The sequence below is a fragment of the Tannerella serpentiformis genome, assembly GCF_003033925.1.
GTDB lineage: Bacteria > Bacteroidota > Bacteroidia > Bacteroidales > Tannerellaceae > Tannerella > Tannerella serpentiformis.
The window spans coordinates 2,651,081-2,665,298 of sequence record NZ_CP028365.1 but is presented as its reverse complement, the minus strand read 5'-3'; the positions used below and the strand labels follow the sequence as shown (position 1 = coordinate 2,665,298).

Below are 14,218 nucleotides of genomic sequence, written 5' to 3'. Positions count from 1 at the left end.
GGGCGGATGGACGTCCTTCAAAGCGTACGCACGATATGTTACACCAACACGATTATAAAATGAAGAAACAAATGATGATTGCCGGGCTGACCCTGCTGTCGGCCGCTGTCGTTGGCGCCTGCGCCACGAAGAGAGAGAAACAACGTATAGACGGGATGACGGCCGCCACGCCGGCCGAGCCTATCCGATTAGAGCACCCGGAGAAGGTGGCCGACGACAACGCCTTCACCTTCGACCTGCTCCGGGCCGTCAGGAAGCACACGGACAAGGCGAACGTCTTCATCTCGCCCCTTAGCGTCGGCATGGCGCTGAACATGACACTGGGTGGCGCCGCCGGCACTACGGCCGATGAGATGCGCACCGCACTGCACGAATCGGGCTATTCGCAGGCCGACATCAATGCCTACAGCAAGCGACTGCGCGAGGCCTTGCTCCGGGCCGACCCGCAGACGACCATCGGCATCGCCAACTCCATCTGGTACCGCCAGGGCGAGACGCTCCGCACGGCCTTCACGAACGCTAACCGCACGTATTACGGCGCCGAGGTGCGCCCGCTGGACTTCGCCTCGCCCCGGTCGCCGAAGGTGATCAACGACTGGTGCGCCCGGCAGACTCGCAAACGCATTCCGCAGATCGTCGACCGCATCCCCTCCGACGCCTTCCTCTACCTCATCAATGCGGTCTATTTCAAGGGCACTTGGGCCAGGACGTTCGATAAGAAGAACACCAAGCCAGCCGAGTTTCACAAGGCCGACGGATCGACCGAGAAGGTGCAGATGATGTACCGCCAAGGCGACTATCGCTACGGCACGAACGACGTCTGCCGCTACCTGGAGATGAGTTACGGCAACGGGGCCTTTGGCATGGTCGTCATGCTGCCCCAAGAGGGAAAGACGACGCGCGACGTGATGGCCTCGCTCAGCGGTGAGCGTTGGAAGCAAATGCGTCAGATGAACAACGAGGAGGTGCAGCTCTACCTGCCGCGCTTCCGCACCGAATGCACCTACGACCTGGCCAAAGACATCCTGCCCGGAATGGGCATGAAGGCCGCCTTCTCGCCTGAGGCAGACTTCTCGGGCATCGCCTTGAAGCCGCTGCGCGTCTCAGGCGTCGTCCATAAGACGTTCGTCGAGGTAACGGAAAGTGGCACCGAGGCAGCAGCCGTCACAAGCGTAGAGATGGTGCTCATGTCCCTGCCCGTTGACAAGAAAGAGCCCGTCCTCTTCCGCGTCGATCGCCCCTTCGTCTTCGCCATCTGCGAGCGGAGCACAGGCGCCATCCTCTTTATCGGAGAGATCGGGGAAATCTGAATTAGCCCCAAGTTGGCCGGGACATGTGAGGAGGATCTCCATTATGTACCCGGCCAACTTAGCCGGCGTCCCTGACGCCTTGATCTTCTTTTGCCTCCTTTTCTTCCATCAAGGGAAGAAAAGGAGGTGGGGGATCAGGGGCAAAGCCTCTCCATAGATTCCCCTCTCTGCACATCATTCCACACACGCTATGTTTCATTCCCAAATACACATCGCTCTATGAAAAAGTTATTCCTCTACGCAGGGCTACTCGCCCTGCTGGTCGCCGCCGGATGTAAGTCGGACGGCGACGAACCGATCCCTGAGCCGAAGCCAAAGCCAACGCCGGGAACAACGGTGGACACAACGCGACACATCACGCCAGTCGTCCCCGTCGAACTGAAGAAGGCCGAGAAGGTGGCGCGTGACAACACCTTCACCTTCGATCTGCTCCGCGCCGTCAGGAAACATACAGACAAGACGAACGTGTTCATCTCGCCGCTTAGCGTCAGCATGGCGCTGAACATGACGCTCAATGGTGCCGTCGGCGCTACGGCCGACGAGATGCGCACCGCCCTCCGCGAGTCGGGCTACTCGACGGCCGACATCAACGCCTACAGCCGCGAGCTCCGCGAGGCCCTGCTCCGGGCTGACCCAAAGACGACGATCGGCATCGCCAACTCCATCTGGTACCACCAAGGAGCAACCGTCAAGGCGCCCTTCATCGAGGCTAACCGCACGTATTACGACGCCGAAGTGCAGGCTATCAATTTCTCCGCGCCATCAGCCACGGCTACTATCAACGGCTGGTGCGCCCGCAAGACGAACAACAAGATCAAGGAGATCGTGAAGCGGGTGGATCCCACGACCTTCATGTATCTCATCAACGCCGTCTATTTCAAGGGTGCGTGGACTACTCGCTTCGAGAAGAAAAACACTCGCAGCGGAGACTTCCGCCGGGCCGACGGATCGACGCAGCAAGTGCAGATGATGCGCCTCAGGGATACCTTCCACTGCGCCTCGAGCGACGTCTGCGATTACTTGGAAATGGACTATGGCAATCACGCTTTCAGCATGGTCATCATGCTGCCCAAAGACGGAAAGACTACGCGTGACGTGATCGCCATGATGGACGGAAAGAAGTGGGCCGACGCGATGCAAAGTCTTACCCTGAAAGAGATCCACGTCCTTCTGCCGCGCTTCAAGGCTGAGTGCGAATACCCCATGCACGAACACATCTTGCCGGATATGGGGATGAAGCTCCCGTTCAATTCTGAGCTGGCTGACCTCTCCGGCATAGCGGACATCGGTGCTTTCGGGCGTCTGTTTATTTCCTCCGTAATCCATAAAACCTTTGTGCAGGTGGACGAAGAGGGCACTGAGGCTGCGGCCGTCACGAGCATTGACATAGTGGGCAGTAACGAATCGTCTTTCTTCATCGTCGATCGCCCCTTCCTCTTTGCCATTCGCGAGAAGAGCACGGGCGTGATCCTCTTTATCGGGGAGATCGGAGAGATCCAATGATTCCACACACGCTATGTCTCATTCCAAATACACATCGCTCTATGAAAAAGTTATTCCTCTACGCAGGGCTACTCGCCCTGCTGGTTGCCGCCGGATGTAAGTCGGACGGTAACGAACCGATCCCTGAGCCGAAGCCAAAGCCAACGCCGGGAACAACGGTGGACACAACGCGACACATCACGCCAGTCGTCCCCGTCGAACTGAAGAAGGCCGAGAAGGTGGCGCGTGACAATGCCTTCACTTTCGACCTGCTCCGCGCCGTCAGGAAGCATTCGACGGACGCGAACGTGTTTATCTCGCCGCTTAGCGTCAGCATGGCGCTGAACATGACACTCAATGGTGCCGTCGGCACTACGGCCGACGAGATGCGCACCGCCCTCCGCGAGTCGGGCTACTCGACGGCCGACATCAACGCCTACAGTCGTGAGCTCCGCGAGGCCCTGCTCCGGGCTGACCCAAAGACGACGATCGGCATCGCCAACTCCATCTGGTACCGCCAAGGAGCAACCGTCAAGGCGCCCTTCCTCGAGGCCAACCGCACGTATTACGACGCCGAAGTGCAGGCCTTAGACTTCTCTTCGCCATCGGCCACGGCTACGATCAACGGCTGGTGTGCCCGCAAGACAAACAACAAGATCAAGGAGATCGTGAAGCAGGTGGATCCCGCAACCTTCATGTATCTCATCAACGCTGTCTATTTCAAGGGCGCGTGGCATTATCCCTTCAAGAAGACTTTCACTACGGAAGCTGACTTCCACCGAGCCGACGGTTCGACACAGCACGCGCAGATGATGCGGCAAGCCTACTCCTTCAATTATGCCAAAGACGAACTGGGGCAATACCTCGAAATGAATTTCGGCAACGATGCCTTCAGTATGATCGTCATGCTGCCCGATGAGGGTCGGACGACACGCGACATGATTACGGCGATGAACAGTAATCGGTGGGAGGCCACGATAAAGCGCATGAGTCCGAAGGCGATCGCATTAATCCTGCCGCGCTTCAAAGCGGAGTGCGACTACCAGCTGCAGGAGGGCATCCTGCCCGACCTCGGTATGCGGCTACCGTTCTCCAACGCGGCTAACTTCTCCGGTATCACCAATGCGCCGCTGTTCATCTCGACCATCATCCATAAGACGTTCATCGACGTGAACGAGTATGGGGCAGAGGCGGCCGCCGTGACCATCAACGATATGGTCGGATCCTCCGACCCGCATCAATACAAAGAATTCACCGTCGATCGCCCCTTCCTCTTCGCCATTCGTGAGAAGAGCACGGGCGTGATTCTCTTTATCGGGGAAATCGGAGAGATCCAATGATTCCACACACGCTATGTTTCATTCCAAATACACATTGCTCTATGAAAAAGTTGTTTTTCTACGCAGGGCTACTCGCTCTGCTGGTCACCGCCGGATGTAAGTCGGACGGCGACGAACCGATCCCTGAGCCGAAGCCAAAGCCAACGCCGGGAACAACGGTGGACACGACGCGACACATCACGCCAGTCGTCCCCGTCGAACTGAAGAAGGCCGAGAAGGTGGCGCGTGACAACGCCTTCACTTTCGACCTGTTCCGCGCCGTCAGGAAGCATTCGACGGACGCAAACGTCTTCATCTCGCCCCTTAGCGTTAGCATGGCGCTGAACATGACACTCAATGGCGCCGTCGGCGCTACGGCCGACGAGATGCGCACCGCCCTCCGCGAGTCGGGCTACTCGACGGCCGACATCAACGCCTACAGCCGCGAGCTCCGCGAGGCCCTGCTCCGGGCTGACCCCAAGACGACGATCGGCATCGCCAACGCCATCTGGTATCGCCAGGGAGCAACCGTCAAGGCACCCTTCATCGAGGCCAACCGCACGTCTTACGACGCCGAGGTGCAAGCCTTAGACTTCACCTCACCCACGGCCACGGCTACTATCAACGGATGGTGCGCCCGCAAGACGAACAACAAGATCAAGGAGATCGTGAAGCGGGTGGATCCCACGACCTTCATGTATCTCATCAACGCCGTCTATTTCAAGGGCGCGTGGACTACTCGCTTCGAGAAGAAAAACACTCGAAGCGCAGACTTCCATCGGGCCGACGGCTCGACGCAGCAAGTGCAGATGATGCGCCTCAGGGATACCTTCCGCTGCGCCTCGAGCGACGTCTGCGATTACTTGGAAATGGACTATGGCAATCACGCTTTCAGCATGGTCATCATGCTGCCCAAAGACGGAAAGACTACGCGCGACGCCATGGCCGCACTCGACGGACAGACGTGGGCCAAGGCAATGGAAAGTCTTGCTGAAGCATATGGAATCGTCAGGCTGCCGCGCTTCAAGGCCGAGTGCGAATACCCAATGCACGAACACATCTTGCCGGATATGGGGATGAAGCTCCCGTTCAATCCTGAGCTGGCTGACCTCTCCGGCATTGCTGACGTCACTGGCTTGTTCATCTCCAAGGTGATCCACAAAACCTTTGTGCAGGTGGACGAAGAGGGCACCGAGGCTGCGGCCGTCACGAGCGTTGACGTATTGCCCACCGGCGAATCGCCTATGCAAGTGTTCACTGTCGATCGGCCCTTCCTCTTCGTCATTCGTGAGAAGAGCACGGGCGTGATCCTCTTTATCGGGGAGATCGGAGAGATCTGAAAATCTGAAAGCTGAAAACAAAACAGCCGGGTACATGTGAGGGGGGAATCCCAATCATGTACCCGGCTTTTCATTTTTAGCCTTTCGCTTCACAGATCCTTCACCAACACCGTGTCGCCGGCGGCGAGCAGGTCACGCCGCGTGCGGAGCAGGGCCTCCCACTGGGGACGGTAGGCGGCGGCGATGTCGACCGGAAAACGCTCCGAGCCGTGCTCGTCGATGCGACGGAGGATAAGCCCGACCGTGATGTGACCGATGGCGAAGGCGGGTTGATAACGCACCGTGCGGACGCTGTCGCCCTCGAAGCGGACGGAGGCCAGAATCTCCAGCTCGGTGAGCTGGGCGAGCGTTTGGGCGGTGAGGCTGGGCGGAATGTGACAGAGGTCGGAGAGCTCGTCGGCTGTGTAGGGCTTTTCGCAACGCTCGAAACGTTTGGCCACGACCGAGCAGATGAGCAAGGCGAGGAAGTCGCGGTAGCGACGGCTGACGTTCCGCACGTCGGGCTCGAAGCTGAAGAGGCGAACGTTCTGCGAGGCGTGAACCAGCTCGGCGCCGAAGAGGCAGATCACCCATGAGAGTTGCAGCCAAAGCATGAGCAGCGGCAGGGCGGCAAAGCTGCCATAGATGGCGTTGTATTTACTGACCCAGATCTGACCGTTGATATAGAGGTACTGGAAGATCTGAAAGGCACAGCCCACGAGGGTGCCGGCCACGAGGGCGTTGAGGAAGCGCACACGCGTGTTGGGCGCCAGGAGGTAAAGCAGGGTGAAGAAGAGGATGATGATGGTGTAGGGCACGAGGCTCAGTGTGGTGTCAGCGATAGGCGTGAGGAAGATGTAGGGGCTGAGCAGGGCGCGGCGCAGGGTGGAAAGGAAGATGGAGAGACCGCTGGAGATGGTCATCAATACGGGCAGGATGATGATCATGGCCGAATAGGCCGTCACTTTGCGGTGCCAGGTGCGGTCTTTCTCCACCTGCCAAATGCTGTTGAAGGTGTGCTCTACGGTGGAGATGAGGCTAAAGACGGTGTAGAGCAACAGCACCAAGCCGATGCCGAGAAAGACGCCACCGCGGGTCATGGAGAGGTAGTTCTGGGCAAAGTCGAACCCGCGCGCGATCTGGGCCGACTGGGAGGGAAAGGAGTCGTAGAGACTCTCTTCGATCATGTCCTTCACGCCGAATCCGCTGGCGACGCCCACCACCACGGCCAGCATGGGCACGACCGAGAGGAGGGTGCTATAGGTCAGCGCCGAGGCGCGCGTCTGGAGGTCGTTGCGCTGATAGCCTCGGATGGCTAGGATGAGTGTCTTGGCCAGGTAGATATAGACGCGGCGCGGACCGCTGACATCGCTGTCGGTGATGCGCCAGATGTCGTACGTGACGAAGCGGATGGCATCCGTTACCCATCGGACGGCACGATCCACAATCGAGGGCTTCTTCTCTTCTTTCTTTTCGGACATAGGTGGGATGAGGGGGAGGGTTATGGAACCGCGGTGCGTGCGAATTGATTCGGGGGAAATAAAAAAGGGACAGCCGGCCTATAAGCCGGGTTCTGTACGCCACCGCGGGGAGCGGCGGTGCGTCTGTCATTTATCTTGGCCTTGCCGTTGCCGACAGGCTCTGTGCAGTCTACCCCCCGGCATTGGGCGGGCAGCCCTTGATGCGCCGGTATACATGACCTTACAACCCATCAGGCGTACTGTCCCCCCGTATTCCGACGGGGGCGGTGAGCTCTTACCTCGCCTTTTCACCCTTACCGAGCGCAGCGCGCCCGGCGGTTCTTTTCTGTTACGCTTACTCTGCCGTCGCCGACAGCTTCCCGTTAGGAAGGATGGTGCCCTGTGTTGCCCGGACTTTCCTCTCGGGGGATGCGTCATAAATGGCGAATTGCTGCGTTGCCTTCGACTCTCAGGCTGCGGTCATGTGCCTTAGCACACTCCCCCAGCCTTCGGTCTCGGACGCCTTGCACTTCATCCATTTCTGAGCGCATCCCGTAGCCGGTATTTCAACACGGCTCCACGAGCGACAGACCGGCCGACTGTCCCGGGCGCAAAGGTAAGCGAGGGGCCCACCTCTGCGCCGTATGTGTGGTTATTTCTTCCCCTTATCCGTGGGCACGAACGAGGTGTAGAGCTGGATCAGGGCAGCGATAAGCAGGAAGGCCACCCACTCCATCCGCCCGCGAAACATGAAGACGGAGGCCACGACCATGGCCAGCCCCGCGAAGACGTTCCAGCGGGTGAGCCGACGGCGGCGAAAGTCGAGATCGCCGCGGCGTGTGTCCGTCATATAGCCCACCGTCACGCCTGCCGCACCGACGGCGAAGAGCCACGGGGCGTAAATCCAATGGGTGATATAAAGCGCTGACCCGGCGACAACCAGCAGGCCGGAGAGCATAAAGATGAAAGTGCGTGTTCGGTCCATTTTCAGTCTTCGATAATAAATACGTCCTCGTTTGCGCGCTTCATGTAAAACTCCTCGCGGGCGTAGCGCTCCAGCCCCTCGCGATTGGTACGGATGTCGTCCAGCTTCTTGCGGTCGGTTTCGATCTCCTTCTTGTAATGGCGGATCTCACGCTCCAAGCGGCGGATCTTTTCGTCGTACGTATATCGCTTGTAGAGGTTGCTGTCGCCCACCACGAAGGTGATGAAGAGGAAAAAGACAACGACCACCACGTAAGTATTGACGCGGGAGAGTTTGCGGATGATCTGTGATGTTCTGTCTGACATAAATAAGTGTGGATTCAGAGAGTGGGCGCAAAAGTATGGGGATCGCAAGGAACCCCAAGCCCGGGGGAGCTCAGAATCCACGGGGCGAAACCCTCCCGTCCGTTCGGATTCTGCCCCGTTTCTTCTGGGGGAACGCGCCGTACCTGTATGCGGCCCCGTTTCTTCTGGGAAAATCTGCCGTAATCCGGAAATCCGGCCTGTTTCTTCCGAGAAACACGCCCAAATCGAGAATTCTGGCCTGTTTCTTCCAAGCAACACGCCCAAATCGAGAATTACAGCCTGTTTCTTCCCAGGGCAACCGCATCAAATCAAAACCACCAGTCCGATAGATCTCCGTAGGGGTACGGAGATCAAAAACACTTGTCCGAGAGATCTCCGTAGGAGTACGGAGATCAAAAACACCAGTCCGAGAGATCTCCGTAGGGGTACGGAGATCAAAAACACTTGTCCGAGAGATCTCCGTAGGGGTACGGAGATCAAAAACACCAGTCCGAGAGATCTCCGTAGGGGTACGGTGATCAAAACCACCAGTCCGGGAGATCTCCGTAGGGGTACGGAGATCAAAAACACTTGTCCGAGAGATCTCCGTAGGGGTACGGAGATCAAAAACACTTGTCCGAGAGATCTCCGTAGGGGTACAGAGATCTCTCAGACGCGTGGTTTTGATTTGATGCGGTTGCCCTGTGTTTCTTCCGAGAAACACGCCCAAATCGGGAATTCCGGCCTGTTTCTTCCAAGCAACGCGCCTAAATCCTGAAAAACGCCCAAGTTTCTTCCGAGAAACACGCCCCAATCCCAAATTCCGGCCCATTTCCACCGAGGAAACGCACCCCAATCCGGTAATCCGGCCCACTCGCCTACTTTTGCCCCGCAATGGAAAAGACGGATGAATACATCGTATCGGCGCGCAAGTATCGCCCCGCTACATTCGACAGCGTCGTGGGGCAGGCCGCACTGACCACAACGCTCAAGAACGCGATCAAGAACAATAAACTGGCTCACGCCTACCTCTTCTGCGGCCCGCGCGGCGTCGGCAAGACGTCCTGCGCACGCATCTTCGCCAAGACCATCAATTGCATGAACCTCACCCCCGAGGGCGAGGCCTGCAACACGTGCGAATCGTGTCGCTCCTTCAACGAGCAGCGCTCGCTCAACATCCACGAGCTCGACGCGGCCTCGAACAACTCCGTCGACGACATCCGCTCCCTCATCGAGCAGGTGCGCATCCCGCCGCAAGTGGGGCGATACAAGGTCTATATCATCGACGAGGTGCACATGCTCAGCCAAGCCGCCTTCAACGCCTTCCTCAAGACCCTCGAGGAGCCGCCACACTACGCCATCTTCATCCTCGCCACCACGGAGAAGCACAAGATCCTCCCCACGATCCTCTCCCGCTGTCAGGTCTACGACTTCGCCCGCATCTCCGTCGCCGACGCCGTCCGCCACCTGCAATACGTGGCCCAGAAAGAGGGCGTCCAGGCCGAAGCCGAGGCCCTCAACGTCATCGCCCAGAAAGCCGACGGCGGCATGCGCGACGCCCTCTCCATCTTCGACCAAGCCGTCAGCTACACCGGGGGCAACGTGACCTACAAGGCCGTGATCGAGAACCTCAACGTGCTCGATTACGACTACTATTTCCGCCTCACCGACGCCATGCTCACGGGCGACATCCGCACCGCGCTGCTCATCCTCAACGAGATTCTGGAGAAAGGCTTCGACGGCCAACACATCGTCACTGGCCTGGCCTCCCACTTCCGCGACCTGCTCGTCTGCCGCGACGAGCGCACCCTGGTGCTCCTCGAGATCGGCGCCAGCATCCGCGAACAATACCGCACGATGGCCGCCCGATGCTCCGACGCGTGGCTCTATCAGGCCATCGACCTGGCCAACGAATGCGACCTGCATTACCGCGAAAGTCGCAACAAACGACTCCTGCTCGAGCTGACGCTCATCCAGCTCTGCCAACTCCGCGACGCACCCGAAACGACGATCGCGGAGGCTAAAAAAAAAAGCGACTGAGGTTCCGTCTGCTGCGGCTCATTGAGGACTATCCCGTCGCCACGGCCGCCCCTCAGCCGACGCCCTCCGTAGCCGCCCCGACGGCCACGCCCCCCGCTCCTACCCCCACACGCACCATCCCCCGCGGCCCGGCCAATACGTCGCTGACCGGACTCTTGCACCAACGCCATCAGGCGAAAACGGACGCTTCCGCCAACGCCGAGAAGGTGCCGCAGGAGAATCAGCCCTTCACCGCCGACGATCTCACCCGCGCCTGGGACGCCTACATCGAGACCGTGGGCGGCCGCGTAAACCTGAAGCACACGATGATCAACTGTCGGCCCGTGCTGAAAGGCGACGACACGTTCGAGATCGTCGTCCACAACCCCGGCCAGCGGGAGGTCTTGCTACAAAACAACGCGGCCATCCTCCAGTCCCTGCGTGGGCAACTGAAGAACGGCCGCGTACGCTTCACCGTCCGCATCGACGAGACGAACGAGAAGCGTCTGGCCTATACCTCAAAGGAAAAGTACGACCTCCTCCTCGAAGTCAACCCGGCGCTAGCCCGCCTCAAAGAGGAGTTCAATCTGACGTTTGATTAGAGTTTTAGAGGGTAGAGGGTAGAGGGTAGAGGGTAGAGGGTAGAGGGTAGAGGGTAGAGGGTAGAGGGTAGAGGGTAGAGGGTAGAGGGTAGAGGGTAGAGGGTAGAGGATAGAGGGTAGAGGATAGAGGGTAGAGATTAGAGAGTAGAGGGTAGAGATTAGAGAGTAGAGGATAGAGGGTAGAGATTAGAGAGTAGAGGGTAGAGGGTAGAGGATAGAGATTAGAGGGTAGAGGGTAGAGGGTAGTTCCTGGTACATGCAGTATCTAATCTCTACCCTCTAAACTCTAAAAGTACCAGGCACTACCCTCTACCCTCTACCCTCTAAAAACTCTACCCTCTAAAACCTCTAAAACTTCAGGAAGCTATACCGTCGGCCGTCGCTTTCGAGCTGCAAACGGCGACTGTCTACGTGCACGACGCGGAAGGTGCGCACCCCCGACGACCAATCGGTGAAGGGCAGAAACTGCTCCACCCGGAGCGTATAGTTGGCCAACTGCAAGCGGAGCGTACGGTCGTCGGGCTGTGTCTTGTAGCCATACGTATAGACGTAGCGCCCCGTGGCAGGCTGGTAAATCTGGTACATGAAGAGCGACTCGGACTGGAAGTTGTACCACACCGTGTCCACACGCTGCGTCGCACCGTCGGCCTCCACCGTCTGCAGTTGCCACTTGCCCTTCAGACGGTCGGCCACGTCATCGCTGCACGCCGCGCACCCCCAGAGGCACGCGGCGGCGAGGACGAGGTAACGCAGACTTCGCTTCATCACCCATGCGACTTCTTACTCCTCACGTTTTCTCAGGATCCGTCGTGCGCAGTCGGAGAGCACCACGATGGCACCGGCCAGGATGGCCGTGTCCTTGATCACGAGTCGGCCCGCGCCCGTCAGCAACGGAAAGCCGTGTTCGCCACTGCCCAAATCCGGCACCCATACCTCAGGCGTAGTGACGAGGAACGACAGGGTGCCGATCGTCATAATGATGGCCAGCGTAGCGCCGACCGCACCGATCTTCGGACAGAAGATGCCGAGGAAAGTCAGGATGCCGATCGACATGATCAGGATGCCCAGCCCGTGCGAGAAGCCGTACGTATTGTTCTCCACGTGCCACTGGTGCTTGGCCTCGTCCAGTTCGCCCTCCTTGAGCTTGTACTGCTTGTATTCAGGTGCACTTTTGGTGTAGAAGAAACTCATGAAGGGACTGTTGGCCACGAAAGGCACGATGCCCTCAGCCTCATAGTTCCAAAATTTCAGTCCGCCGATCCAAACGAAGATGATGAGGATCGCGACGCGAATCAGATTGATGCCCAGCTTCTGGGCCGATGCGGCCGCTTCAAGGGCCGCTGTGAGCAAGTTTGGCTTGTTCTCTTTCATTGTTCTAATGGAGTGAATTTATACTCGAATCATTTTTAGCGGGCGCAAAAGTATCCCTTCGCCCATACCCCCAAATACCGCAACTGCGGTAGGAGGCCGAAACGAGCCCTGTTTTCTACCCTTTTAGCAGTTACATCACCCCGGGCAACACCTGTTTCGATAATTACCCCCTCCGCTTCACCGCCGCGACATAGATGAGCAGGATGACGTTCATCAGCAGGGCGTAGAGGATGGCGGGGATGGCCATGATGTCGTTATGGAAGATGAGAGGGCTGGAGGCGACGGCGATGGCTTGCGCAGCGTTCTGCATGCCGACCTCGATGACGATCGTGCGCGTCTCGCGACGCTCAAGGTGCATCAGCCGCGAGAGGGCGGCACCGGCCAAGATAGCCGTGAGGATCATCGCCGTAATGCATGCGCCGAGGCCCGTGAAGTGCTCCATGATCGTGGCCCGGTGTTGAATAAAAAAGAGGACGGCCAGGAGGATGAGCGCAGGGAAGGCTACACGCGATAGGACACGGTCGATGGCCGCAGCGGCGCGCACAAAACGAAGGCGCACGAAGACACCCACCGCAATGGGCAGCAGCATCAGCAGCAGGTTTTGCACGAAGAGTCGGCCGACGGGCAGGTGGATGTCCGAGGCTTCGGCACCGGAGACTCCGACGGCCAACTGCATGATGGGCGGAATGGTCAGGAGCGTGATGACGCTGCTCAAAGCCGTGAGCGTGACGGACAGCGCTACGTCGCCACCGGCTAACTTGGAAAAGATGTTCGACGAGCTGCCACCGGGCGAGCAGGCGATAAGCACCAGTCCGACGAAGAAGACGGGCGGCAACGCAAAGGCCATGCCCAGCGCGAAAGCCACAGCCGGTAAAACGACAATCTGCCCCACCAATCCGACGGCCACTGCGCGCGGCCGCCGGCGGAAGAGCAGAAAGTCAGCGGGCTGGAGCGTCAGCCCGAGGTCGAACATCAGTAGGGTGAGTATCGGCAGTACGATCAGGATCGGGTTCATAGCGTCACCTCACCAATCAACGAGCACTGCATATGCTCCCGAATCTCCTTCGGCGTCAGCTCCTGCCCGAGCAGGAACATGAGCTTGGCCACGGCACACTCCGAGGTGCTGTCGAAGCCGCTCAGCACGCCACACTCCAACAGTTTACGGCCCACCTCGTAGCGGTGCATCTCGACGCAGCCACCGGTGCACTGCGTGACGTTAACCACGACTATGCCGCGCTCCGTGGCCTCGCGAAACTGCTTGAGGAACCACTCGTCAGTAGGAGCGTTGCCACTACCGAAGGTCTCAAGCACAACGCCGCGCAGGCCGGGTGTGTGAAGCACGGACGAGACGACGGCCTCGGTGATGCCGGGGAAGAGCTTGAGGATAACCACGTTCTTGTCGCACGCGTAGTGCGGCTTGAGTGGGCGGACAAGCTGCGGCCGATAGATGAGCTTCTCATCGTAGCGGATCGTGACGCCAGCGCGTGCCAGAGGCGGATAGTTGAAGGAGTGGAAGGCGTTGAAGTCGTCGGCATTGATCTTCGAGGTGCGGTTACCGCGCATGAGCTGGTTCTCGAAGAAGATGCAGACTTCAGGCACAATGGGCTTACCCGACCCATCCTTCGCGGCGGCTATCTCGACAGCGGTGATCAGGTTCTCCTTACCATCCGTCCGCAGCATGTTGATCGGCAGTTGCGACCCGGTCAGGATGACCGGCTTATTCAAGTTCTCGAGCATGAAGCTGAGGGCTGAGGCGGTGAAGGCCATCGTGTCCGTGCCGTGCAGGACGACGAAGCCGTCGTAGGCGTCGTAGTTGTCGGCAATGAGACGAACGATCTTGGCCCAGGAGTCGGGCCCGATGTCGGACGAATCCATCGGCGGATCGAAGGAGATGCTCGCCGTCTTATGCCCCAGCCGCTTCAGCTCGGGGATGTGCTCCTGAATATGCCGGAAATTGAAGGGCTCCAGCGCGCCCGTTTCGGGGTTTTCCACCATACCGATGGTGCCCCCGGTGTAAATCAACAGGACGGATGATTTGCTCTTAGATGCCATGTTGCGATGCGGTTA

12 protein-coding genes, 1 other RNA gene and 1 pseudogene are annotated in these 14,218 nt (G+C 58.8%); 6 read left to right on the top strand and 8 right to left on the bottom strand.

Going from position 1 to position 14,218, the window contains the following annotated elements:
• Positions 1-59 precede the first annotated feature (59 nt).
• From C7123_RS11265 to C7123_RS11250, 4 genes are all read left to right on the top strand, one after another.
• Positions 60-1,310 carry a serpin family protein gene (locus tag C7123_RS11265; RefSeq protein WP_159049915.1) on the top strand — a complete coding sequence of 417 codons (1,251 nt, stop codon included), beginning with the start codon at positions 60-62 and terminating at the stop codon, positions 1,308-1,310.
• A gap of 219 nt (positions 1,311-1,529) precedes the next feature.
• The gene (locus C7123_RS11260) at positions 1,530-2,813 is read left to right on the top strand and encodes a serpin family protein (protein ID WP_069175096.1); all 1,284 of its coding nucleotides are present in this window, start codon (positions 1,530-1,532) and stop codon (positions 2,811-2,813) included.
• A 41-nt stretch (positions 2,814-2,854) separates the two neighbouring features.
• Positions 2,855-4,132 (top strand): serpin family protein, encoded by a 1,278-nt coding sequence (locus C7123_RS11255; RefSeq protein ID WP_069175095.1) that lies wholly within the window; start codon positions 2,855-2,857, stop codon positions 4,130-4,132.
• 41 nt (positions 4,133-4,173) lie between these two features.
• On the top strand, positions 4,174-5,451 hold the full coding sequence (locus C7123_RS11250) for a serpin family protein (RefSeq protein WP_069175094.1): 1,278 nt from the start codon (positions 4,174-4,176) through the stop codon (positions 5,449-5,451).
• Between the two features lie 89 nt (positions 5,452-5,540).
• Here C7123_RS11250 and C7123_RS11245 read toward each other — a convergent pair whose 3' ends face one another.
• From C7123_RS11245 to C7123_RS11230, 4 genes are all read right to left on the bottom strand, one after another.
• Complete coding sequence (locus C7123_RS11245; RefSeq protein WP_069175093.1) at positions 5,541-6,911, bottom strand: YihY/virulence factor BrkB family protein; 1,371 nt, start codon at positions 6,909-6,911, stop codon at positions 5,541-5,543.
• A 65-nt stretch (positions 6,912-6,976) separates the two neighbouring features.
• Positions 6,977-7,342, bottom strand: an RNA gene (gene rnpB / locus C7123_RS11240) — RNase P RNA component class A.
• A 200-nt stretch (positions 7,343-7,542) separates the two neighbouring features.
• Positions 7,543-7,875, bottom strand: coding sequence for a hypothetical protein (locus C7123_RS11235; RefSeq protein ID WP_069175092.1), 333 nt, complete (start codon positions 7,873-7,875; stop codon positions 7,543-7,545).
• Positions 7,876-7,877: 2 nt separating this feature from the next.
• The gene (locus tag C7123_RS11230) at positions 7,878-8,180 is read right to left on the bottom strand and encodes a septum formation initiator family protein (protein WP_037985181.1); all 303 of its coding nucleotides are present in this window, start codon (positions 8,178-8,180) and stop codon (positions 7,878-7,880) included.
• Positions 8,181-9,053: 873 nt separating this feature from the next.
• On the opposite strand from C7123_RS11230, the pseudogene C7123_RS11225 reads away from it, so the two are divergent.
• Together C7123_RS11225 and C7123_RS13405 are read left to right on the top strand one after the other, a co-directional pair.
• Positions 9,054-10,157, top strand: a pseudogene (locus C7123_RS11225) (DNA polymerase III subunit gamma/tau); the annotation flags it as partial.
• A gap of 197 nt (positions 10,158-10,354) precedes the next feature.
• On the top strand, positions 10,355-10,780 hold the full coding sequence (locus tag C7123_RS13405) for a hypothetical protein (RefSeq protein ID WP_107490661.1): 426 nt from the start codon (positions 10,355-10,357) through the stop codon (positions 10,778-10,780).
• Positions 10,781-11,128: 348 nt separating this feature from the next.
• On the opposite strand, the gene C7123_RS11205 is transcribed toward C7123_RS13405, so the two are convergent.
• From C7123_RS11205 to C7123_RS11190, 4 genes are all read right to left on the bottom strand, one after another.
• Positions 11,129-11,545 (bottom strand): lipocalin-like domain-containing protein, encoded by a 417-nt coding sequence (locus tag C7123_RS11205; protein ID WP_069175091.1) that lies wholly within the window; start codon positions 11,543-11,545, stop codon positions 11,129-11,131.
• Positions 11,546-11,560: 15 nt separating this feature from the next.
• Positions 11,561-12,151 carry a DUF417 family protein gene (locus C7123_RS11200; RefSeq protein WP_037982749.1) on the bottom strand — a complete coding sequence of 197 codons (591 nt, stop codon included), beginning with the start codon at positions 12,149-12,151 and terminating at the stop codon, positions 11,561-11,563.
• Positions 12,152-12,314: 163 nt separating this feature from the next.
• Positions 12,315-13,166, bottom strand: coding sequence for a bile acid:sodium symporter family protein (locus C7123_RS11195; protein ID WP_069175090.1), 852 nt, complete (start codon positions 13,164-13,166; stop codon positions 12,315-12,317).
• Entirely contained in the window at positions 13,163-14,203 is a 1,041-nt protein-coding gene (locus C7123_RS11190) for an asparaginase (RefSeq protein ID WP_069175089.1), read from the bottom strand. Before C7123_RS11190 ends, C7123_RS11195 begins: the two co-directional genes overlap by 4 nt.
• Positions 14,204-14,218 lie beyond the last annotated feature (15 nt).